Below are 22,744 nucleotides of genomic sequence, written 5' to 3' on the forward strand. Positions count from 1 at the left end.
ATAAGGACCGAAACGAATTTCATACCCTGGGGGAAACTCATGAAAAACATCGTCGTCATCGGAGCAGGCAAGATCGGCTCCACCATTGCGCGCATGCTCGCGCACACCGGGGACTACAGCGTCTGCGTTGCCGACCGCAGCGCCGAACAGCTGAGCCAGATCGAGAAGCATGACGCCATCACCACGGCCGCCGTCGACATCGGCGACAAGAAGGCGCTCGTTTCGCTTCTCTCCGGCAAGTTCGCCGTTCTCAGCGCCGCGCCGTTCCACCTGACGGTTGCGATCGCTGAAGCCGCTGCGGAAGCCGGCATCCACTACCTCGATCTGACCGAAGACGTCGAATCCACCCGCCAGGTCAAGGCGATCGCCGCCAAGGCCAACACCGCCTTCATCCCCCAGTGCGGCCTCGCGCCTGGCTTCATCTCGATCGTCGCCAATGATCTCGCCAGCCGCTTCGAGACGCTTGAAAACGTGCGCATGCGCGTTGGCGCCCTGCCGCAGTACCCGTCGAATGCTCTCAACTACAACCTGACCTGGAGCACCGACGGCGTCATCAACGAATACATTGAGCCCTGCGAAGCGATCGTCGAAGGCAGCCTGATCGAAGTTCCCGCGATGGAAGAGCGCGAAGAGTTCTCGCTCGACGGCGTCACCTATGAAGCCTTCAACACGTCTGGCGGCCTCGGCACGCTCTGCGAATCGCTGAAGGGCAAGGTCCGCACGCTGAACTACAAGACGATCCGCTACCCCGGCCACGCCGCGATCATGAAGGCGCTTCTCAACGACCTCGGCCTGCGTCACCGCCGCGAAGTCCTGAAGGACATCTTCGAAAACGCGCTGCCGACCACCACCCAGGACGTCGTCGTGATCTTCGTCACGGTTTCGGGCTTCCGCGAAGGTCGCCTGATCCAGGAAACCTACGCTAACAAGGTCTATAGCGGCGTCGTCGCCGGTCGCATGCAGAGCGGCATCCAGATCACCACTGCCGGCAGCATCTGCGCCGTGCTCGATCTGCTGGCCAATGGCAAGATCGCGTCCAAGGGTTTCGTGCGTCAGGAAGACATCTCTCTCGATACCTTCCTTGCAAACCGCTTCGGCCACTACTACGCCCAGAAGGGCGAGGCAGAGCGCGTCGCCGGCTGAGACCACTCGGCTCGACTGCGCTGACTTTAATGCCCGGGTTTTCCCGGGCATTTTTTTACGCTGGCTGCTGGATATTCTGAACCGGCCGCGGCACGCGTCGCAACCCCGGCGAGAGGGTACGATAACCCCTTGAGCGCTCCGCCTCACAGAGATCGATTATGGGGAGCTATGTCCGGCCGAACTCATCCTCGATGCGGATGATATCGTCTTCGCCGAGATAGGACCCGGTCTGCACCTCGATCAGTTCCAGCGGGATCTTGCCGGGATTGTGCAGCCGGTGGACCGTTCCTTGCGGGATATAGACGGACTCGTTTTCATGCAGCAGCCGGGTTTCGCCGGCCATGGTGATCTCGGCCGTGCCCCGCACCACGATCCAGTGCTCGGCGCGATGATGGTGCTTCTGCAGCGAGATCTTCTTGCCGGGGCTGACCTTCAGCCGCTTCACCTCATAGCGCTCGCCGCTGGAGACCGAGGAGACGGCTCCCCAGGGCCTGTAGGACGTCGGGTGCTCCTTCGTCAGCTCCGCCGTTGCCGGCGCGCGGGCGAGAAGCTTGACGATGTTGCCGACGCTCTGGCTATCTTCCAGGCGCCCGACATAGACGGCGTCTTCGCTGGCAATCACCGCAATATCGTCAAGGCCCTGCACCGCAAGGTGGATATCGCGCGAGAGCACCAGCGAGTTGCGGGTATTCGACACCGTCGCCCTGTCGGTGACGACATTGCCGTCGGCATCCTTGCGGCCGGTCTTCCACACGGCATCCCAGCTGCCAAGATCCGACCAGGCAAAGGAGGAAGGAACGACGGCGGCCCGCGCCGTCTTTTCGAAAACGGCGTAGTCGACCGAAATGTCGGGCGCTGCAGCAAAGGCCTTCGCCTCCAGCCGGCTGAAATCGAGATCCTTGCTGGCACCCTCGACGGCCGCCTTCGTACGGGCATGAACCTCGGGCGCATAAAGCAGCATTTCGTCGAGGAACGCCTTGACCGGCAGCATGAACATGCCGGAGTTCCAGAGGTAACGCTCGGTCGAAAGCATCGCTTCCGCCTTGGCGCGATCCGGCTTTTCGACGAAGCGGGCGACCCTGTTTGCCCCTGCCGCAAGCGCCTCGCCGAGCTCGATATAGCCGTAGCCGGTCGCCGGCTCCGTCGGCGTGATGCCGAAGGTGACCAGTTCGCCGGCCTCGGCGGCCTGCTGCGCGCGGAGCATGCAATCGATGTAGACCGCTCCGGCATCAATTTCGTGATCGGAGGCCAGCACCTGCATGATCGCCGTCTCACCGAACCTGGCGAGGACAACGAAGGCCGCGGCCGCCAATGCGGGCGCCGTGTTGCGAGCAACGGGCTCAAGCAGGATATCGCTGAGCGGAGCATGGACGGCGCGCGCCTGTTCGGCGACGATGAAGCGGAAATCGCTATTGGTGACGATGATCGCCGGCTCGTAAAGCCTGTTGTCGCTGACGCGCTCCAGCGTCTGCTGGAACAGCGACCGATCGGAGAGGATCTGCAGGAATTGCTTCGGCGCGCCAGAGCGCGACAGCGGCCAGAGGCGCGTACCCTTTCCACCCGCCATGATTACGGGGACGATCTTAGACGTCATGCCAAGCCTCTGCGTGCATCAAGTGATAGTCCATCCATACAGGACCGATGCTAAAGAATGCCTGAAGCCGGAGATCCAAACAAACCGCACCAAAGGCGAGGTATGCCCCACACTTAGGATAAGGCTGAGCCGGCCCCGTCACCTTTACGTCGTGTCAATTCGCGCCGTCACAAAGATCGGGCGGCCTTGTTGCAGCCGACGCCTGAACACAAAAAACCCCGCTCGAAGGCGGGGCTTTTTCATTGGTTTATCCCGTCGGGATGTCCCTTTCAGGCCGGGATCACGATTTCCCCGAGCTTCGTCAGTTCCGCGATGAACTGATCGACGCGCGTCTTCTTCTCGTCGCCGGCACCGTCGAGCTCTGCACGGGCAGCATCGATGCGCTTTTCAAGCGCAGTGCGGTCGAGTTCGTCGACGTGCACGGCGGATTCAGCCAGCAGCGTGCAGCCGGTCGGCAGGATATCGGCGAAGCCACCGAACACGACAAAGCGATCGGCCTTACCGTCGGCCGTCTTCACGGTAACGATGCCAGGCTTGATCGTCGTCATTGTCGGGGCATGATTGGCCATCACGGTCATCTCGCCCTCGGTCGCCGGAATGACGACTTCCGTCACCTGCTCGGAGAGGAGCAGGCGCTCGGGGGAAACAAGCTCAAAATTGAAACTGTTGGCCATGACCATTCACTTCTCGTGGGCGCGCCACCTGAGGTGGCAGGCTGTGCATGTCTTCCCTGCTCCGCACCGGGCGGAACGCAGGATGAAAGCCTCGGCGCATCGCTGCGCCGAGGCTCACGATGCTATCAAGCGGCTTCTGCAGCCAGCTTCTTGGCCTTTTCGACCGCTTCTTCGATCGAGCCGACCATGTAGAAGGCGGCTTCCGGAAGATGGTCGTAGTCACCGTTGACGAGGCCCTTGAAGCCCTTGATCGTGTCTTCGAGAGCGACCAGCTTGCCCGGCGAACCGGTGAAGACTTCGGCCACGAAGAACGGCTGCGACAGGAAGCGTTCGATCTTACGAGCGCGGGCAACCGCCAGCTTGTCCTCTTCCGACAGTTCGTCCATGCCGAGGATGGCGATGATGTCCTGGAGAGCCTTGTAACGCTGCAGGGTCGTCTGGACCTTACGCGAAATCTCGTAGTGCTCTTCGCCGACGATCATCGGGTCCAGCATGCGCGACGTGGAGTCGAGCGGGTCAACCGCCGGGTAGATACCCTTTTCGGCGATCGAGCGCGACAGAACCGTCGTTGCGTCCAAGTGGGCGAACGAGGTAGCCGGCGCCGGGTCGGTCAAGTCGTCGGCCGGAACGTAGATGGCCTGAACCGAGGTGATCGAACCCTTGGTCGTCGTGGTGATGCGTTCCTGCATCTGACCCATGTCGGTCGCCAGCGTCGGCTGGTAACCCACGGCCGAAGGAATACGGCCGAGCAGAGCCGACACTTCGGAACCTGCCTGGGTGAAGCGGAAGATGTTGTCGACGAAGAACAGAACGTCCTGGCCCTTGTCGCGGAAGTCTTCAGCGATCGTCAGACCGGTCAGAGCGACGCGAGCGCGGGCGCCCGGCGGTTCGTTCATCTGGCCGTAAACGAGCGCAGCCTTGGAGCCTTCGCCGCCGCCATGCTTGTTAACGCCAGACTCGATCATTTCGTGGTAGAGGTCGTTGCCTTCGCGGGTACGTTCACCCACGCCTGCGAAGACCGAGTAACCACCGTGCGCCTTGGCGACGTTGTTGATCAGTTCCATGATGAGAACGGTCTTGCCGACGCCTGCGCCGCCGAACAGGCCGATCTTGCCGCCCTTTGCGTAAGGCGCGAGCAGGTCGACGACCTTGATGCCGGTGACGAGGATCTGCGCTTCCGTCGACTGCTCGACGTAGGACGGCGCGTCCTGGTGGATGGCGCGCTTGCCCGACGTGACCAGCGGGCCAGCTTCGTCGACCGGCTCGCCGATGACGTTCATGATGCGGCCGAGCGTTTCGTCGCCAACCGGAACCGTGATCGGTGCACCCGTGTCGGTGACCGGCTGGCCGCGGACGAGACCTTCGGTCGAGTCCATGGCGATCGTGCGGACGGAGTTTTCGCCGAGGTGCTGCGCGACTTCGAGAACGAGGCGGTTACCGTTGTTGTCGGTTTCCAGTGCGTTCAGGATCAGCGGAAGCTGGCCTTCTTCGAACGCAACGTCGACGACGGCGCCGATGACCTGCGTTACGCGACCGACAGCGCCAGCTGCCGCAACTGCGGTCTTGGCGGAAGCTGCCTTCCTCGGTGCAGCCGGCTTCTTCGCCGCTGCGGTTTCTTTCGGGGTAGCTGCCTTAGCCATAATCCTTACCCTCTTCTCGTAACCTTAGAGCGCTTCCGCGCCCGAGATGATTTCAATGAGTTCCTTGGTGATCTGAGCCTGGCGCTGACGGTTGTAGCTCAGCGTCAGCTTGTTGATCATGTCACCAGCATTGCGCGTTGCATTGTCCATCGCGCTCATCTTTGCGCCCATTTCGCCGGCGACGTTCTCGAGCAAGGCCCGGAAAATCTGCACGGAAATGTTGCGCGGAATGAGATCGCTCAGGATCGCGCCCGCGTCCGGCTCATATTCGTAGACGGCCGAAGCATCAGATGCTTCCACTGCGACCGGGCCGGCCGAAGCGGGGATCAGCTGCTGTGCCGTCGGAATCTGGGCGATAACGGACTTGAACTCAGAATAGAACAGCGTGCAGACATCGAACTCGCCCTTTTCAAAGAGCGCGATGACCTTGTGGCCAATCTGGTCGGCGTTCTGGAAGCCGATCTTCTTGACCTCACGCAGGTCGACACGGTCGATGATCAGCGACGCGTATTCGCGACGCAGAATATCGAAGCCCTTCTTGCCGACGCAGATGATCTTCACCGTCTTGCCAGCGGCAAGCAGCTTGCGAACGTGGTCGCGAGCGTGGCGGGCGATCTGCGAGTTGAAGCCGCCGCAAAGGCCGCGTTCAGCCGTGCAGACGACCAGCAGGTGCGTGTCGTCCTTGCCGGTGCCCGTCATAAGAGCAGGTGCACCGTCGTCCGCGCCAACCGCCTGAGCGATGTTGGCGAGAACGGCAGCCATGCGCTGCGAGTAAGGCCGGGCGGCCTCGGCCGCCTCCTGCGCACGCCGAAGCTTCGCCGCGGCGACCATTTTCATCGCCTTGGTAATCTTCTGCGTCGCCTTGACGGAGGCGATCCGGTTCTTCAGATCCTTAAGTGAAGGCATCCGTTATCCGTCCTAAATGAAATCCGCTCAGGCGAAAGACTTGGCGAAGCTGTCGATTGCAGCCTTCAGCTTGCCCTTGACGTCGTCGGAGATCGCCTTGTCCTTGCGGATGGTTTCCAGGATGTCCTTGCCTTCCGAACGCATGTACGAAAGCAGGCCCTGCTCGAACTTGCCAACCTGGTTGACCGGCAGCTTGTCGAGGTAACCGTTGACGCCAGCGAAGATCACAGCGACCTGCTCTTCCGTCTTCAGCGGCGAGAACTGCGGCTGCTTCAGGAGTTCGGTCAGGCGTGCACCGCGGTTCAACAGACGCTGGGTAGCGGCATCGAGGTCCGAGCCGAACTGCGCAAAGGCCGCCATTTCGCGGTACTGAGCGAGTTCACCCTTGATCGAGCCGGCAACCTGCTTCATCGCCTTGATCTGCGCAGCGGAACCGACGCGCGAAACCGACAGACCGACGTTAACGGCCGGACGGATGCCCTGGTAGAACAGGTCGGTTTCAAGGAAGATCTGGCCGTCGGTGATCGAGATCACGTTGGTCGGAATGAACGCGGAAACGTCGTTGCCCTGCGTTTCGATGACCGGCAGAGCCGTCAGCGAACCGGCGCCATTGTCGTCCGAGAGCTTTGCAGCGCGCTCGAGCAGGCGGGAGTGCAGGTAGAAAACGTCGCCCGGGTAAGCTTCGCGGCCCGGCGGGCGGCGCAGCAGGAGCGACATCTGACGGTAGGAAACAGCCTGCTTCGACAGGTCGTCGTAGCCGATGAGGGCATGCTTGCCGTTGTCACGGAAGTATTCGCCCATCGCGCAACCGGCGAACGGTGCGAGGTACTGCATCGGAGCCGGGTCGGATGCGGTAGCAGCAACGATGATCGAGTACTGCAGAGCGCCACGCTCTTCCAAAACCTTCACGAACTGGGCAACCGTCGAACGCTTCTGGCCGATTGCGACGTAGACGCAATACAGCTTGTCACCTTCCGGACCATTGTCGTGAATGGCCTTCTGGTTGAGGATCGTGTCGAGGATGATCGCGGTCTTGCCGGTCTGGCGGTCGCCGATGACGAGCTCGCGCTGGCCACGGCCAACCGGGATGAGGGCGTCGATGGCCTTGAGGCCGGTCGACATCGGCTCATGCACCGACTTGCGCGGAATGATACCAGGAGCCTTGACGTCAACGCGCGAGCGCTGCTTGGCGTTGATCGGGCCCTTGCCGTCGATCGGGTTGCCGAGCGCGTCGACGACGCGGCCGAGCAGTTCCGGGCCAACCGGAACGTCCACGATGGCGCCGGTCCGCTTAACGGTGTCGCCTTCCTTGATGTCACGGTCCGAACCGAAAATAACGACGCCGACATTGTCGGCTTCGAGGTTCAGCGCCATGCCTCGAATTCCACCCGGGAATTCGACCATCTCGCCTGCCTGAACATTGTCGAGGCCGTAGACGCGGGCAATACCGTCACCGACGGAAAGCACCTGACCGACTTCGGAGACTTCTGCTTCCTGGCCGAAATTTTTGATCTGATCTTTAAGAATTGCGGAAATTTCCGCGGCGCGGATATCCATCAGCCGACCTCTTTCAGTGCAAGCTTAAGGGTAGAGAGTTTGGTGCGAAGGGAAGTGTCAATCTGGCGGGACCCAACCTTGACGATCAGACCTCCAAGAATAGACGGGTCGACGGTGACGTTGACCGCCACGTCTTTGCCGGTGACGCTCTTGAGCGTCGCCTTCAATTCGTTTTCCTGCGCTGCGGTGAGCGCATGGGCCGACGTAACATCGGCAGAAATTTCACCCCGGTGACGCGCGGCGATCAGGCGGAAGGCCTTGATCATGCCTGGCAGCGTAAACAGGCGGCGATTGCGCGCAACAACCTTGAGGAAGTTACCGACGAGACCAGAAATACCGGCCTTGGCGACAATCGCCGAAATGGCCTTGAACTGGTCGTCAGCAGAAAAGACGGGGCTTACGATCAGCCGCTTCAGGTCATCGCTGCCGTCGATCAGGGCCTGGACGCGGGTCAGATCCGCACCGACCGCCTCGACGGAACCCGCTTCGAGAGCGAGGTCAAAAAGCGAGGACGCATACCTTTCTGCAACACCGGAAATAAGCTGGGATGTGTCTGCCACGGGCACAAGCTTCTCTCAATTTCATCCAAGAACGGGAGTGGCGGCGAGCCGTCAACTTAACGTCCTGAATTTGCTGCAATAATTTGCGGGCTATCGAGGCCTGGCGACCCACTTCCCCCGCAATTCGCGGTTCGTCTAGCATAGGAAGTTTGGACTCGCAACACGCGAACGGCAGGAATGCGGCATAAGTCGACCCGGTTTGGCCGAATTTTGCCGTAAATTCGTTCCTGAGGATGTGAATCGCGAAAACGCGAGGCCGGCAGTCAGATCATTCCAAACACATAGGCAAGCGGAAGAATGGCAAGGGCGGCCTGCACGAGAAGTGCCACCCAGTTCCAAAGCGTGGCGCCGTTGTCGCTCATCATCGACAGGATCCGACCGAAAGCGGCAAGCGCAAAAGCGGCACCGACGGCGAGATAGACCATCGGCTGCGCGAGCAGGATGGCGGCAAGGCCAAGGCCGGCATGCATGCCGCCCATGGTCGAACGCGCCTCGGCGAGCCCCCCGCGGCGACCCTCGGTAATACCGATGCCAACGGCGCGAAAGGTAAGGCGCGGCGCAAACAGCATGACGACGCCGATCAGCGCCGCTGCCGCCGCCGCACAGAAGGCGAGAAACTCGCCGGTTTCCGTCGGAATGTAGAACTCCATGCCCGTTCCCGCAGATGAGCGCCGATCTCGATCGCCTCGCCGTGAGGTCCTTGCCTTGGCGCGACGCGTCTCAGACCTCTAGCGCAAGTCGCAGCGGTTGTGAATCGTCCACGTTTCGTTAACCACCGCGATTACAGGAAACTCTGGGGATCGATATCGAGCTGGACGCTGATCGAGCCGCGCTCCTTCGGGCCTGCCGCAATCATCGCCTTGACGAAGGCCTGCATGTCGCTGTTGCGCCGCCCGTGCACCAGGAGCCGGAAGCGGTGACGTCCGCGGATCAAAGCCAGTGGCGCCTCGGCCGGGCCGAGGATCGAAATGCCGTCCGTACGCGGCGCGGCACTGCGAAGTCCGCGGGCGTGTGTCTCGGCATCTTGACGGGTGTCGGCCGACACGATCAACGACGCCAGCCGGCCGAACGGCGGCAGCAGCGCCTTCTCGCGCTCGGCGATCTCGCGGTCGTAGAAGGCATCGGCGTCGCCCGAGACGATCGCCTGCATCACCGGGTGCTGCGGCTGGTAGGTCTGCAACAGGCCGAGGCTCTTCAGGCCGGTTCGGCCGGCACGTCCGGTCACCTGCGACAACAGCTGGAACGTGCGCTCGGCCGCGCGCGGATCGCCATTGGCAAGCCCGAGATCCGCGTCGATGATGCCGACCAGCGTCATCAGCGGGAAATTGTGGCCCTTGGCGACGAGCTGCGTGCCGATGACGATATCGGCTTCGCCGCGCGCAATCGCCTCCAGCTCCAGCCGCAGCCGCTTGACGCCCATCAGGTCGGAGGAAAGCACGATCGTGCGGGCCTCCGGAAAATGGCGCTCCACTTCTTCGGCGATGCGTTCGACCCCCGGGCCGCAGGCAACGAGGTGATCGAAGGTGCCGCATTCCGGACAGGCCTCGGGTGTCTTTTCCGCATAGCCGCAATGGTGGCACTGGATCTGGCCGCGGAAGCGATGCTCGACCAGCCAGCTCGAACAATCCGGGCACTGGAAGCGATGACCACAGACGCGGCAGAGCGTCAGCGGCGCATAACCGCGCCGGTTGAGAAACAACAGCGCCTGCTCGCCACGCTCGACCGCCTTGCCGATCTGGTTGATGAGCACAGGCGAAAGGAACCCGCCGCGGGCCGGCGGGTGCTGGCGCATGTCGACGACGCCGAGCCGCGGCAGCGCCGCATCGCCAAAACGTGTGGGCAGATGGATCGGCTTGTAGCGCCCGACCTCGCCATTGACCCGGCTTTCGACCGAAGGCGTCGCCGAAACCAGAACGACCGGAAAGCCGGTAATGCGCCCGCGCACGACCGCCATGTCGCGGGCATTGTAGAACACCCGGTCCTCCTGCTTGTAGGCCGGGTCGTGTTCCTCATCGACGATGATGAGACCCAGTTCCTCGAAGGGGAGAAACAACGCCGAGCGGGCGCCGGCGACCACGCGCACCGTGCCCATCGTCACCTGCCGCCAGACTTTTTCGCGCGTTCTGGGCGCAAGGTCCGAGTGCCATTCGGCCGGCTTGGAGCCGAAGCGGTCCTGGAAGCGCTCGAGGAAGCTCGCGGTCAAGGCGATTTCGGGAAGCAGGATCAACACCTGCTTGCCGGCGCGAAGCGTCGCCGCAATCGCCTCGAAATAGACCTCGGTCTTGCCCGAGCCGGTGATGCCGTCGATCAGCGAGACCGAAAACCCGCCCTGTTCGACGGCAGCCAAAAGATCGGCGGCCGCATCCTTCTGCGGCCCTTCGAGCCTGGGGGCGGTGAACTCGGGATCGGGCAGCGCCACCACGGGCGGCGGCGTCATGAACACGGTCTCGAACACGCCCTGCTGGGCGAGACCGTCGATGACGCTCGACGAGGCGCCGGCCGCGTGCGCCAGGCCTGAGCGAGTCCAGGCAAAACCGTCGCCGGCAGCCGCAATCACACGCTCGCGCGCCGTCGTCATGCGCTCCGGCCGCATGTCGGTCAGCCGCAGTGCCTCCACCATCGGTTCAGGATCGAAGGCGGCGGGAGCACGCAGCGCCATGCGCGCGACCAGCCCCGGTGGCGTCACCGTGTAGGTCGCGACCCAGTCGAGGAATGTGCGCATGTCGGGCGTCAAAGGCGGGCAGTCGAAGACCTTCGCGATCGACTTCAGCTTCTTCGGATCGACGCTGCTGTCGTCGTCGCCATCCCAGACGACGCCCACGACCAGGCGGGGGCCGAGCGGCACCTGAACGATCGAGCCGGGCTCGACCGCCATGCCATCCGGCACCGCGTAGGAATAGGCCTTCGACGCCGGCATCGGCACCAGAACTGGAACGACGCGACGGGCGGAAACAGGCCCGAATAAATCGGTTGAATCGCGAGTCATTTTGCCGTGACCTTGCCACGTGTTTCGGTTAAAGAAAACTGCGCTGCGAACCGCAGCCTTGCCGGCGCAGGGTTTCTCACGGTTCCACCAGAGTTTCAACGCGCGCGATCTCTGCCAAAGGAATTCCTCCCGGTAGATATGCGCCCGAACGGCAATCGTGCCCCAAGGGAGTGACCCCATGAAATTTTTCGTTGATACCGCCGACGTCAAGGAAATCCGCGAGCTGAACGATCTCGGCCTCCTCGACGGCGTGACCACCAACCCTTCGCTGATCCTCAAGTCGGGCCGTGACATCACCGAAGTCACCAAGGAAATCTGCGGCATCGTCGAAGGCCCGGTTTCGGCCGAAGTGACCGCGACCGAATATGCCGAGATGATGAAGGAAGCGGCCGTTCTGTCGAAGATCGCCGACAACATCTGCATCAAGCTGCCGCTGACTCTCGACGGCCTCAAGGCTTGCAAGGCGCTGACGTCGGACGGTCACCAGACCAACGTGACGCTGTGCTTCTCGGCCAACCAGGCACTGCTCGCCGCCAAGGCCGGCGCGACCTTCGTTTCGCCCTTCGTCGGCCGCCTCGACGACATCGCGTTCGACGGCATGGACCTGATCCGCGAAATCCGCCACATCTTCGACAACTACGGCTTCGAGACCGAAATCCTCGCGGCCTCGATCCGCACCGTGAACCACGTCAAGGAAGCCGCCCTCATCGGCGCTGACGTCATCACCGCGCCGCCGGCGACGCTGAAGGCACTGGTCAAGCACCCGCTGACCGACAAGGGCCTCGAAACCTTCCTCGCCGACTGGGCGAAGACCGGCCAGAAGATCGCCTGATTTTTCCGCGATAGACATTCGAGGGCTCCGCAGCGATGCGGGGCCTTTTTTATGCGTCATCGTCGTCCATCAGGCCGGTCAGCCGCATGCCGTCGATCCAGGTGGCGCTGTCCTTGCGGATCACCCGGCGTGCGCGGACGCCGCAGCGCTCGCGGATGGCCTCGGCCAAGCGCTCGGAATGGGTGACGATCCAGATCTGGCTGTCGCGCGCAGCACTGGCGATCATGTCGGCGAGGGCCGGCAACATATCCGGATGCAGGCTGGTTTCCGGCTCGTTGAGCGCAATGAAGGGCGGGCGACGATAGGACAACAGCGCAGCGGCCAGCGCCAGGAACCGCATCTGCCCATCGGACAGCTCGCGCGCCGAAAACGGCCGCTGCGGGAAGTCCGGGAAAACCAGTGAGAACTCGGCGAACTGGCCGGGATCGGGAACCTCGAGATGAGCCCCGCCGAACGCATCGGCGATGGCGCGATCGAGGTCGACCGTATCTTGCCGCGTGTGCCGCAGCGTCGCAAATACCGCGGCCATGTTGGTGCCGTCCTCGTCGAGCATCGGCGCCGTGACCGCCAGGCACGGCAGCCGCAGCGGCGAATCGCGATCGGTGCGAAAGCCGTGAAAGAACCGCCATTGATGGACGGCCCGGCGGAAGGTGCCGATCTCGGGATAATGCCCGGCATCGCCCAAGAGCGCGATCGCCGTCTCCGATTGCAGCGCCTGTTCGGGATAGTCTTCCATGCGTCCGCGCTCGCCGCGCACGAAGATGCCGGGACCGGAGCGTTTCATCATCGTCACCGGCCGCCGCCCGGTCTCGACGCTCAGCTCCTCCTCCTTGACCTGCGGTTCGAAGGCGAAACCTGCCGAAGCGAGCGGTGGGCGCAATCCCGCCTCGATCCGGTAGCGGAAGGTGATGGCGCGCTCCTCATCCATCAGCTCCGTCTCAAGCCGGATACGCGCCGGCTTGTCGGCGCGCCTGCGGCCGCTCCAGAGCGCCGAGGACATGCCCCCTTCCCCGGCGATCTCATGGGCAAGGCTGCCGCGCACGGCGGCCTGCACCAGTTGCAGCGCCCGGTAGAGGTTGGACTTGCCCACCCCGTTCTCGCCGATGAACAGGTTGACGCCGGTCAGATCCATGCGGATCGACTTCAGGGAGCGGTAATTTTCGGCAAACATCGAGCGAAGCAGCATGGCTGTTGCTTTAGCCTATTCCCTCAGTGACATGAAGGGATCAGGCGGCGACGGACGCGCGTGCCACCGGCCGAAACGCGGCATCGGCGTCGCGTGCCAGATCAGACACCGTGTGCCGTTCCAGGGCCTTCGTCACCTCGACTGCGTCACCATCAAGAGCCTCGGGCGCGATGAGATTGCCGATGCGGAAATCGAAGAGGTCGCCCTTCTTGTTGAGCAGCTCGTGAAACACCGTCATGTCACGCAGCTCGGTCGACCACTTGGCAAACCAGTAGAACAGGCCGGAATTGCGTGCGCTGATGTGCACCGGCAGGATCGGAAGGCCGTATTTGCGCGCGAACCCGACAGCCGACGTCTTCCAGGGTCGCTCGTTCAGCCGGCCGTCGGCCCAGTAGGCGATACGGCCTGAAGGAAACAGCACCGTCGCCTTGCCATCACCGATCGCCCGGTTGGTGACCTCCAGCGTTTCGCGGGCCTTCAGCTTGCTCTTGTGCTCCTCGCGCCATTCCACCGGGATGACCATCTCGACGAAGCGCGGATTGACGCGGATCGCATCGCGGTTGGCAAAGAACATCATGTCCGGCCGCCGGTCTTTGAGGAGATCGAAGACGGCGATGCCGTCGGCAATGCCGGTCGGGTGATTGCTGACCAGCAGGAACCCGCCCTTGTCAGGAATGCGCTCCGGCCGGTCGACGCGCATGTCGAGCGATAGGAGTGAACTCAGATGTTCGAAAGCCTGAAACCCCGGCACGTTGGCAACGGCATCGGCGAATTCCAGCGCCTTTCGATAGTTGAGAAGCGTGTAGAGAAAGGGCCGGATAACGGGCCACATCGGGTTCCTGACGATCCGTTGGCCACGCTCGGCAATAAGGGTATCGACGATGTGGCCGGGCTGCCCTTGCGAGACCAGGGCAATCACTTCAGCATAATGCGCGATCCCGTTCACCGCCGCCCGTCCCGCCATGGCCTCACCCGATTCTTTGCGGCTGAACATCGCAATTCAATATGATCTAGGGATGACAGATTCCAAGCGTGCGTTAGCAAAAACATAAGAGGCGCAAGGGCATTGTCGGTGACCGACCATCTTGGAAAGCGACAATGAACGAGCTCATCGTCATCGGCCATCCGGACCTGCTTGCAGAGCGCCAGCGATGGCTGCAAGGGCTGCTGCAGGAGCGTCGCCTGTCCGACAATACCGTCGATGCCTATGAGCGCGACACGCGGCAATTCCTGACATTTCTCACCGGCCATCTCGCCGGCCCTCCGCGTCTTTCCGACATCAGCACATTGCGGCCCGCCGACCTCCGCGGTTTCCTCGCCCAGCGTCGCAAGGGCGGCGCCGGCGCACGCACGCTCGGGCGCGGCCTTGCCGGCTTGCGCTCGTTCCTTCGCTATCTCGAACGCAACGGCCTTGCCAATGCCGCCGGTGCCGCCGCCGTCCGTTCACCGAAGCAACCGAAATCCCTGCCGAAGCCACTGACGGACCGTGAGGCGCTCAATGTCGTGACGCAGGATGCGCAGCTTGCCGAGGAGCCGTGGGTGGCCGCGCGCAACGCCGCCGTGCTGACGCTGCTCTATGGCTGCGGCCTGCGCATTTCAGAAGCGCTGGATCTGACGCCGGGGGACTTCGCCGGAACGCCGTCCTCGCTGCGCATCACGGGCAAGGGCGGCAAGACTCGCATCGTGCCGCTGATGACCGTCGCGCGCGACGCGGTCGCGACCTATCTCAGGCTTTGCCCCTATCATGCCGGCGCTGACCAGCCGATGTTCCGCGGCACCCGTGGAGCAAAACTTCAACCGGCGATCATTCAGCGCGAGATGCAGAAGCTGCGCGGCGCACTCGGCCTGCCGGACACGGCGACGCCGCACGCGCTGCGCCACTCCTTTGCCACCCATCTGCTTGCCGGCGGCGGCGATCTCAGGACGATCCAGGAACTGCTCGGCCATGCCAGCCTGTCGACCACCCAGGTCTACACAGGCGTCGATTCAACACGGCTCCTGGAGATCTACGACCGGGCACACCCCCGTGCCTGATTTTGGCCCGCGACTGAATTTGGCCCGCGCCTGAATTTGGGCAGAGACGCGCATTAACCATGTCCATTAAGGAAGCCGTGACCGACGAAGCGTAGGGTCCGCAGAACTCGGCATATAATTAGGAAGTGATCATGTATTCGATCGCCAAGCCCGTCCGTCAGCTCGCGGCCAGGGCTGCCGATATCGCCCTCTGGCTGATCGCGCTCATCCATCTGCTGCTCGCGGCAAGCCTCATTGCGGCGATCGTTTCGGTCTCGGATGCTGCGGCGGCAACGGACACCGTCTGTGGCGGCACGAACCTCCTTGCCGGCTTCGAGAAAACCGATCCCGCGAAACTCGCCAGGCTGAAGGCGGAAGCGGACGCCATCCCCAATGGCAAAGGCATTTTCTGGAAGATCGAGAAGGACGGCATCGCGCCTTCCTGGCTGCTCGGCACCATGCACGTGACCGACCCGCGCGTGCTCGCTATGCCCGAAGGCGCTTCGGAAGCCTTTGCCACGGCCACGACCGTCATCGTCGAATCCGACGAGATCATCGACGAAAAGAAGTCGGCCGCCGCGATCCTGATGCGCCCGGACCTCACCATGTTTGCCGACAACAAGACCATCAACGATTTCCTCGATGCAGACGAGCGCGCGCAGCTCGAACAGGGCCTCAAGGCGCGCGGCATCCCGCTGACGCTGGTCGCCAAAATGAAGCCGTGGATGATTGCGAGCTTCGTGGCGCTGCCGGCCTGCGAGATGACCCGCAAGGCAGCCGGCGCGTCGTTCCTCGACAAGAAGCTCGCCGAAGACGCCGTCAGCCAGGGCAAGACGCTGAAGGGGCTTGAAAGCCTTGTGGAACAGCTGGCCGCGATGGATTCGCTGCCGACGGAACTGCACCTGCGCGCCCTCATCGAGACATTGGCGCTCGGCAAGACCATCGACGACGTGCTTGCCACCACCACCGATCTCTACCTTTCCGGCGACACCGGCATGATCATGCCGATGATGAAGGCCGTGTCCGAGGATGTGGCCAGCGAGGACGCCAGCTACGCCGACTTCGAACAGCGCATCATCATCGACCGCAACAAGACGATGGCGACCCGCGCCGAGCCGATCCTCGGCCGCGGCAACGCCTTCATGGCGGTCGGCGCCCTGCATCTTGCCGGCGACGAAGGCCTGGTCGAACTGCTCAAGCGCCAGGGTTTCTCCGTCACCCGCGCCAACTGAGGCAGGTTGGCCGGCAGTGCCTGCCGGCCATCGATCTCAGGCGCCGACGCCGGTGCAAGAATCCGCCACGACGTCTGTCTCCACGGCATGCGCAGCCTCGATCCTCGACAGACGACGATAGCCGGAGAGTGCCGCGACAAGGATCAGGGCACCAGCTGCAACGCCGATGACAAAGCCGGCCTGCACCTCGAAGCGCGCCACCACCGCGCCGGCTGCGGCCGCACCCGCGGCAACCCCGATCCCAAGGCCCGTCGTCAGCCAGGTCAGCCCTTCGGTCAGCTTGGCCGGCGGCACCACCATCTCCCCCATGCTCAAAGCGACGATCATCGTCGGCGCGAAGAACACGCCGGACAGGAACATCATGGCGGCAAGGCTGGTGACGCCACCGACAAGCAACAAGGGCAAGGTGCTGGCGGCCGTCATCCCCGCGCCGATCAGAAAGAGCTTCGGCAGCGGCAAGCCGATCCTGACGGCACCGAAGGTGAGGCCGGCGATGCAGGAGCCGAGCGCGTAGAGGGAAAGTACCACGCTCGCTGCAGCCGGCTGGCCTTCCGCTTCGGCAAAGGCGACGCTGACCACATCGATCGTGCCGACGATCACGCCCATGCCGGCAAGCGCCAGGATCAGAACATGCAAGGCGGGATAACGAAGCGCTGAACCCGTGACGATGGTTTCGGGCGGCCGCACCGGCGGCTCGGTGCCTTTTTGCAGGACGAAAGCGGCAACGCCGATCCCGAGAAACACCGCTGCGGCAAGGGGGCCTGCCTCCGGGAACAACCCGACGCTGAGACCCACCGCAATGGGCGGACCGACGATGAAACACACTTCATCGAACACCGATTCCAGTGAGAAGGCCGTCTTCAGTTCGGGACGACCGCGGTAGATCTCGCTCCATCGCGCCCGGGTCATGGCCGACATGCTGGGCGCGGAACCGGCGACGAGCGCGAAGGCGAACAGCGTCCAATCCGGCGCTTTCCAATGGGTTGCGATCAGCAGACCCGCGGTGCCAAGGATGCTGAGCGCAGCAGCAATCGGCAGGACGCGACCCTGGCCAAACCGATCGACAAGCCGTGAAACCTGCGGCGCCACGAGGGCCAAGGCCAGCGTGAAGACTGCCGCGACGCCGCCGGCGAGACCATAGGACCCGCGCGCCTGGGCCAGCATGGTGATGATGCCGATCGCCATCATCGACAGTGGCAGGCGCGAAATCATGCCCGCAAGCGTGAAGCCGATCGTGCCGGGAACAGCGAAGATCTGTCCATAAGGGTTTGCCATGAAAACTCCAGCCAGCGCCGTGACCGGCGCCAGTATTGACATACGCGATGTATGCGACAGATACTCACATACGCTTCGCATGTCAATTAACATACGGGACGTATGCAAACTGGGGGATGAGCAATGGCACGGCGGGCGCGCAGCGAAATGATCGAGGAAACGCGAGGCAAGCTGGTCGCCGCCGCGCGCGAAGCCTTCGGCCGGCTAGGCTACGCCGACACCTCGATGGACGACCTGACGGCCACGGCGGGCCTGACACGCGGCGCGCTTTATCATCATTTCGGCGACAAGAAGGGCCTGCTGCGCGCCGTGGTTTCCGCCATGGACGCCGAGATCGATGAAAGGCTCAACGCCGCATCCGCGACGCCGGACCATTGGGCCGGCTTCGTCGGGCGATGCCGGCTCTATCTCGAGACGGCACTCGAACCTGACATTCAGAGGATTGTCCTGAAGGACGCCCCGACATTCCTCGGGTCTGACTATCTGGAGACAAGCAGGCACGCGTGCCACATCTCACTGACCGCAAGGCTTGCGGTGATGATGGCAGATGGCGTGGTCCACGGGGGGGACGCCGAGACGCTGGCGCACATGATCAACGGCGCCCTTGTCGATGCGGCACTCTGGATTGCCGAGGCGGATGATCCGGCCCCGCGCCTCGCCAGGGCCATCGCCAATCTCGATCTGCTGTTGTCCGGATTGAGAGCCTCCGGCCAAAGCTGATGCTCTCAATCCTGGCGGCCTGCCGCACCCGCCAGCATCGTCGGCACGATCACTTTGTGAAACGGCATTACCGCCGCCAGGTAAACACGCCCAAGCGTGTTGTGGCGCCTGATCAGCGTCGTCATGCCGACGATCTGGTTGACGGCCGACCCAGCCCTGACATCAACGACGATGCGAAAATCGAGATGAGCGTCGTTGAAGCCGAGCACGACCTCGTCGTCGTTTCGCGACAGCACCGGGAACGGACCGATCAGGCCATACTTGCCCGGAAAGGGTGCTTCAGTCTTCAGGCCGACCAGCGACACCATCCGGTTGCGAAGCTTGAGCAAGGCGCTGACCCAACCGGGCGAATTTCCGAGCGAGCGCTCAGCCGCTTCGACAGCCGTCAGCCCTTTTCCGTTGAGGGCAAGCTCGAAGCGATCGGCCCAATCGGCATCCGGCAGATGCGGGCTTGGCAGATGAACGGTGGCGGGTCTAGGTTTCATGATCCCTCGTGGCAGCATCGAGTGCAGAACCAGGAGCCGTATGAAACGGCCGATTGGAAATGCTCAGAGCGTCGGTTGTCCGTCGCAAGCGCGTGGGATCAAGGATCGCGCCGATTGACGGCGCGGAACAGGGGGCCGCTTGTCGCAGCCCCCTGCCAAATCGTCACATATGGATCGGCTTGAAGAAGGTCGACAGCGCCGCTTCCTTGACCGCTTCCGACATGGTCGGGTGTGCGTGGCAAGTACGGCCGAGATCTTCCGACGAGCCGCCGAATTCCATCAGCACGGCAATCTCGTGGATCATCTCGCCGGCGCCGAAGCCGACGATGTGGCCGCCGAGAACCCGGTCGGTTTCCTTGTCGGCGAGGATCTTGACGAAACCGTCGGTCGCCTGCATCGCCCGCGCGCGGCCGTTGGCGGTGAACGGGAACTTGCCGACCTTGTAGGCAATGCCCGCAGCCTTCAGCTCTTCCTCGGTCTTGCCGACGGAAGCCACTTCCGGCTGGGTGTAGACGACGCCGGGGATGACGTCGTAGTTCACGTGGCCGGCCTGGCCCGCGAGGATTTCGGCAACAGCAACGCCTTCGTCTTCGGCCTTGTGCGCCAGCATCGGCCCGCGCACGACGTCGCCGATGGCATAGATGCCGGTCACGCTCGTCTGGAAGTGATTGTCGATCTCGACGCGGCCGCGCGGGTCCATGACGACGCCGGCTTCGGCAAGGCCAAGACCCTCGGTGTAGGGCTTGCGGCCGGTGGCGATCAAAACGACGTCGGCGTCGAGCGTGACGGCGTCACCACCCTTGACCGGTTCGAACGTGACCTTGGCGCCCTTGCCGTCCTTGATGACGCCGGTCACCTTGGCGCCGAGCTTGAACTCCATGCCCTGTTTGGCCAGCATGCGCTGGAACTGCTTGGAGACTTCGCCGTCCATGCCGCCGAGGATCGCATCGAGATATTCGACCACGGTGACCTTGGCACCGAGACGGGCCCAGACCGAGCCGAGTTCGAGACCGATGACACCGCCGCCGACGACGATCATGTTCGCCGGAACCTTTTCGAGCGCAATGCCGCCGGTCGACGAGATGATCACCTTTTCGTCGATATCGACCTGCACGCCCGGAATGCCCGCAACGTCGGAGCCGGTGGCGATGACGATGTTCTTGGTTTCGAGGATCTGTTCCTCGCCCTTGTCGTTGGTCACCGAGACCTTACCCTGGCCAAGCACCTTGCCGGTGCCCTGGATGCCCTCGATCTTGTTCTTCTTGAACAGGAAGGAAACGCCCTCGACGTTGGCCTTAACGGTCGCGTCCTTGTGCGCCATCATCTTTCCGAGGTTGAGCTTCGGGGCTGCGACTTCGACGCCGAGCGCATCCAGACCATGGCCGGCCTGGTGGAACATTTCCGAAGCGTGCAGCAGCGCCTTCGACGGGATGCAGCCGATGTTGAGGCAGGTGCCGCCATAGGTGGCGCGCTTTTCGACGACGCCGACCTTCAGGCCAAGCTGGGCCGCCTTGATAGCGCAGACATAGCCGCCCGGGCCGCTGCCGATAACGATAAGATCATAAGCCATTGGATTATCCTTCCTTCAGGGACGGTTACCGTCCGCCGCTGACATTGAGAATGGCTCCCGTCACGTAAGTCGCCTTATCGGACAGGAGGTAAAGAACCGCATCCGCCACTTCCTCGGCCGTACCGGGTCGCTGGACGGGGATGGTTGACGCGAGATCGCGTGCCCGGTCCGGCAGACCGCCGGACGCGTGGATTTCGGTATCGATGATCCCTGGGCGAACCGCATTGACGCGCACGCCTTCGGTGGCGACTTCGCGCGCAAGACCGATCGTGAATGTGTCGATCGCACCCTTGGAGGCAGCATAGTCGACATATTGCGCAGGCGAGCCGAGTTCGGCCGCGACCGACGAGATATTGACGATGACGCCACCCTTGCCGCCATGGCGCGTCGACATCCGTCGAACCGCCTCACCTGCGCAGAGAATGGAACCGGTGACGTTGATGCGGAACATCCGCTCGAGCCGCTCGACCGACATTTCGTCGACGCGCTGGGTCGGGCCGACGATGCCGGCATTGTTGACCAGCCCATCAAGCCGGCCGAAGGCCTTGTCGGCGGCGGCGAAGATCGACTTGATATCCGCCTCGGACCCGACGTCGCCCCTGACCGCGATCGCCGAGCCACCGCCCTGCCTGATCGCGGCGACGACCGCGTCGGCGGCTTGAGCGTTCGATGCGTAGTTGACGACGACGGACCAGCCGGCCTTGGCTGCGCCAAGGCAGACGGCTGCCCCGATGCCGCGGCTGCCGCCGGTGACGAGTAGGACGGGCGCTTCCCTCATGCGGCGCACCCCTTGAGGGTGAAGGCGTCCCAGCTGTCCGTCTCGGCCTTGCCCTTGCCCCAGGCGCTCGAAGCGCGAAGGGCGGGGCCAAAATCGGGCAAAAGGATCTGGTGTGCCGCCGGCGCGGTCTCGGGCGGGATCTCAGTGATCGCGCCGGCCTTGTCGACGGAATAGACCGGCCCCTGCCAGACGGTGCAGGCACGAAGCTCCTCGCCGGTGACGTCGCCGGTAGGGCAATTGTGCATGACGATGCCGGTGGCGCGCTCCGGTTCGCCTGTGGGCATGACAACGCCATCGAGCAGCAGGCCCGGTTTCAGCACCGCGATCTTGAAATGATTGCTCGTGACCGCACTTTCCGATCCCACCGGCTCGAAGCGCAGCTCGTATCCCCCGTCGCGATCGCCATAGATGGCGCGCGCCTGGCTGCATTCCGCGCCAAGCACCGGCGTGGCAGCCACGGCGCCAAATGCAGCAATGATCAGGGAACGGGCAATGACCATGATCAGGCAGCCTTCTCCGTCGCGAGCTTGACGCCGAGCGCGATGAAGACCAGGCCGCTGGCGCGGTCGATCCACTTGCTGGCGCGGGTGAAGGCAGCGCGCATGCGCGGCGTGGTCATGAACAGGCTGACGCCGACGAACCACGCGATCAGGCAGGTCGCCATGACAAGGCCATAGCCGAACTTGATCACGATCGGCGTGTGGGCATGAACGACAGTCGAGAAGATCGACAGGAAGAAGAACACCGGCTTCGGATTGAGCGCGTTGGCGGCAAAGCCGAGACCGAAGGCCTTGACCGCGGACTGGCTCTTCGCCGGCTCGCCCGATGGGGCGGCATCAACGGAAATCTCCGTCTGTCCGGCCCTGAGCGCCTTGATGCCGATATAGATCAGGTAAGCGACGCCGCACCATTTGACGATGTTGAACAGGTAGATCGACTGCGAAATGATCAGCCCGAGCCCGAGGATCGTGTAGGTGACGTGGAACATCAGCGAGGTGCCGATGCCGAACGACGTGATGATCGCCGGGCGGCGGCCATGGACGATCGATTGGCGCATGACCATCGCCAGATCGGCGCCGGGCGAGACGATGGCGAAGGAGAAGATCGCCATCAGCGATGCGAGTTCGAGAAGATATTGGCTCATGAGTGTGCGACCGGTGCGTTGAAGGCCCAGACGTGGCCGAAGGGATCCTTGATGCGCGCATACCGCGCCTGCCAGAACGTATCCTGCGGCTCCAGCACTGTCGATGCCCCGGCGGCCGTCGCCCGCGCATAGGCCGCATCGACATCGACGGCTTCGGGCAGGTTGATGTTGATCGCCACGCAAGTGCCGCCGATGGTCAGCGGCGACAGCACGCTGCCGCCGAATTCGGGAAACTCGTCATGCAGCATCACTTCGCCGCGAAACAGCGCGAGGTTGGCGTGCATCACCCGGTGGCCGTCTTCCGCCATCTGGTGAAAGGTGTTCACCGCGCCGAAGGCCTTCTCGTAGAAGGCGATGGCCGCCAGTCCGTCCCTGACGCAGATATGGGCCTGGATGGGCGGTACGTCGGTCCCGAATGCCATGTCGTGCGTCTCCGTCCAGAGCATTTC

The 22,744-nt window shown here is 63.2% G+C and carries 22 protein-coding genes; 5 read left to right on the forward strand and 17 right to left on the reverse strand.

The genetic code is table 11. The features are described 5' to 3' along the window. Positions 1 to 39: 39 nt before the first annotated feature. Positions 40 to 1,143 carry a saccharopine dehydrogenase family protein gene (locus tag LPJGGPFB_RS00475; RefSeq protein ID WP_173418244.1) on the forward strand — a complete coding sequence of 368 codons (1,104 nt, stop codon included), beginning with the start codon at positions 40 to 42 and terminating at the stop codon, positions 1,141 to 1,143. 166 nt (positions 1,144 to 1,309) lie between these two features. Here LPJGGPFB_RS00475 and LPJGGPFB_RS00480 read toward each other — a convergent pair whose 3' ends face one another. The 8 genes from LPJGGPFB_RS00480 to LPJGGPFB_RS00515 all read right to left on the reverse strand — a co-directional run bounded on the left by LPJGGPFB_RS00480 (position 1,310) and on the right by LPJGGPFB_RS00515 (position 11,060). Then, complete coding sequence (locus LPJGGPFB_RS00480) at positions 1,310 to 2,737, reverse strand: mannose-1-phosphate guanylyltransferase/mannose-6-phosphate isomerase (protein WP_173418245.1); 1,428 nt, start codon at positions 2,735 to 2,737, stop codon at positions 1,310 to 1,312. Positions 2,738 to 3,006: 269 nt separating this feature from the next. Then, a complete protein-coding gene (locus tag LPJGGPFB_RS00485) occupies positions 3,007 to 3,411 on the reverse strand; it encodes a F0F1 ATP synthase subunit epsilon (RefSeq protein ID WP_173418246.1) in 405 nt (134 codons plus the stop codon). Positions 3,412 to 3,536: 125 nt separating this feature from the next. Beyond that, positions 3,537 to 5,051, reverse strand: coding sequence for a F0F1 ATP synthase subunit beta (atpD, locus tag LPJGGPFB_RS00490; protein WP_173418247.1), 1,515 nt, complete (start codon positions 5,049 to 5,051; stop codon positions 3,537 to 3,539). Between the two features lie 24 nt (positions 5,052 to 5,075). Then, positions 5,076 to 5,957: a F0F1 ATP synthase subunit gamma gene (locus LPJGGPFB_RS00495; RefSeq protein ID WP_173418248.1), complete on the reverse strand. Its 882-nt coding sequence runs from the start codon at positions 5,955 to 5,957 to the stop codon at positions 5,076 to 5,078. Between the two features lie 27 nt (positions 5,958 to 5,984). Then, positions 5,985 to 7,514: a F0F1 ATP synthase subunit alpha gene (atpA, locus tag LPJGGPFB_RS00500; RefSeq protein ID WP_057255020.1), complete on the reverse strand. Its 1,530-nt coding sequence runs from the start codon at positions 7,512 to 7,514 to the stop codon at positions 5,985 to 5,987. After that, positions 7,514 to 8,080 carry a F0F1 ATP synthase subunit delta gene (locus tag LPJGGPFB_RS00505; protein ID WP_173418249.1) on the reverse strand — a complete coding sequence of 189 codons (567 nt, stop codon included), beginning with the start codon at positions 8,078 to 8,080 and terminating at the stop codon, positions 7,514 to 7,516. The genes atpA and LPJGGPFB_RS00505 overlap by 1 nt, the downstream gene beginning before the upstream one ends. Before the next feature lie 257 nt (positions 8,081 to 8,337). Continuing rightward, complete coding sequence (locus LPJGGPFB_RS00510; protein WP_173418250.1) at positions 8,338 to 8,724, reverse strand: AGROH133_08824 family phage infection protein; 387 nt, start codon at positions 8,722 to 8,724, stop codon at positions 8,338 to 8,340. A 131-nt stretch (positions 8,725 to 8,855) separates the two neighbouring features. Further along, entirely contained in the window at positions 8,856 to 11,060 is a 2,205-nt protein-coding gene (locus tag LPJGGPFB_RS00515) for a primosomal protein N' (RefSeq protein WP_173418251.1), read from the reverse strand. A gap of 178 nt (positions 11,061 to 11,238) precedes the next feature. Between LPJGGPFB_RS00515 and fsa the strand changes: the two genes are divergently transcribed. After that, positions 11,239 to 11,892: a fructose-6-phosphate aldolase gene (fsa, locus tag LPJGGPFB_RS00520; protein ID WP_173418252.1), complete on the forward strand. Its 654-nt coding sequence runs from the start codon at positions 11,239 to 11,241 to the stop codon at positions 11,890 to 11,892. Between the two features lie 49 nt (positions 11,893 to 11,941). On the opposite strand, the gene LPJGGPFB_RS00525 is transcribed toward fsa, so the two are convergent. Beyond that, entirely contained in the window at positions 11,942 to 13,078 is a 1,137-nt protein-coding gene (locus LPJGGPFB_RS00525; RefSeq protein WP_173418253.1) for an AAA family ATPase, read from the reverse strand. A 40-nt stretch (positions 13,079 to 13,118) separates the two neighbouring features. Then, entirely contained in the window at positions 13,119 to 14,042 is a 924-nt protein-coding gene (locus LPJGGPFB_RS00530; protein ID WP_173420911.1) for a GNAT family N-acetyltransferase, read from the reverse strand. Between the two features lie 134 nt (positions 14,043 to 14,176). Between LPJGGPFB_RS00530 and LPJGGPFB_RS00535 the strand changes: the two genes are divergently transcribed. Both LPJGGPFB_RS00535 and LPJGGPFB_RS00540 read left to right on the forward strand, forming a co-directional pair. Further along, positions 14,177 to 15,112, forward strand: coding sequence for a tyrosine recombinase XerC (locus LPJGGPFB_RS00535; protein WP_173418254.1), 936 nt, complete (start codon positions 14,177 to 14,179; stop codon positions 15,110 to 15,112). 131 nt (positions 15,113 to 15,243) lie between these two features. Then, positions 15,244 to 16,323, forward strand: a complete 1,080-nt coding sequence (locus LPJGGPFB_RS00540; RefSeq protein WP_173418255.1) for a TraB/GumN family protein — start codon at positions 15,244 to 15,246, stop codon at positions 16,321 to 16,323. Between the two features lie 36 nt (positions 16,324 to 16,359). Here LPJGGPFB_RS00540 and LPJGGPFB_RS00545 read toward each other — a convergent pair whose 3' ends face one another. Next, on the reverse strand, positions 16,360 to 17,598 hold the full coding sequence (locus LPJGGPFB_RS00545; RefSeq protein ID WP_173418256.1) for an MFS transporter: 1,239 nt from the start codon (positions 17,596 to 17,598) through the stop codon (positions 16,360 to 16,362). Positions 17,599 to 17,721: 123 nt separating this feature from the next. On the opposite strand from LPJGGPFB_RS00545, the gene LPJGGPFB_RS00550 reads away from it, so the two are divergent. Then, positions 17,722 to 18,318, forward strand: coding sequence for a TetR/AcrR family transcriptional regulator (locus tag LPJGGPFB_RS00550; RefSeq protein WP_173418257.1), 597 nt, complete (start codon positions 17,722 to 17,724; stop codon positions 18,316 to 18,318). A gap of 5 nt (positions 18,319 to 18,323) precedes the next feature. On the opposite strand, the gene LPJGGPFB_RS00555 is transcribed toward LPJGGPFB_RS00550, so the two are convergent. The 6 genes from LPJGGPFB_RS00555 to LPJGGPFB_RS00580 all read right to left on the reverse strand — a co-directional run bounded on the left by LPJGGPFB_RS00555 (position 18,324) and on the right by LPJGGPFB_RS00580 (position 22,717). Then, on the reverse strand, positions 18,324 to 18,803 hold the full coding sequence (locus tag LPJGGPFB_RS00555) for a DUF2867 domain-containing protein (RefSeq protein ID WP_173418258.1): 480 nt from the start codon (positions 18,801 to 18,803) through the stop codon (positions 18,324 to 18,326). Between the two features lie 163 nt (positions 18,804 to 18,966). Continuing rightward, positions 18,967 to 20,373, reverse strand: coding sequence for a dihydrolipoyl dehydrogenase (gene lpdA, locus LPJGGPFB_RS00560; RefSeq protein ID WP_173418259.1), 1,407 nt, complete (start codon positions 20,371 to 20,373; stop codon positions 18,967 to 18,969). 25 nt (positions 20,374 to 20,398) lie between these two features. Continuing rightward, positions 20,399 to 21,151: an SDR family oxidoreductase gene (locus tag LPJGGPFB_RS00565; protein WP_173418260.1), complete on the reverse strand. Its 753-nt coding sequence runs from the start codon at positions 21,149 to 21,151 to the stop codon at positions 20,399 to 20,401. After that, entirely contained in the window at positions 21,148 to 21,651 is a 504-nt protein-coding gene (locus tag LPJGGPFB_RS00570) for a hypothetical protein (protein WP_173418261.1), read from the reverse strand. The genes LPJGGPFB_RS00565 and LPJGGPFB_RS00570 overlap by 4 nt, the downstream gene beginning before the upstream one ends. 2 nt (positions 21,652 to 21,653) lie before the next feature. Beyond that, positions 21,654 to 22,295 (reverse strand): LysE family translocator, encoded by a 642-nt coding sequence (locus LPJGGPFB_RS00575; RefSeq protein WP_173418262.1) that lies wholly within the window; start codon positions 22,293 to 22,295, stop codon positions 21,654 to 21,656. Continuing rightward, entirely contained in the window at positions 22,292 to 22,717 is a 426-nt protein-coding gene (locus LPJGGPFB_RS00580) for a VOC family protein (RefSeq protein ID WP_173418263.1), read from the reverse strand. Before LPJGGPFB_RS00580 ends, LPJGGPFB_RS00575 begins: the two co-directional genes overlap by 4 nt. Positions 22,718 to 22,744 lie beyond the last annotated feature (27 nt).

Origin of the sequence: Ensifer adhaerens, from assembly GCF_013283195.1 — a bacterium.
Lineage (GTDB): Bacteria > Pseudomonadota > Alphaproteobacteria > Rhizobiales > Rhizobiaceae > Ensifer > Ensifer adhaerens_G.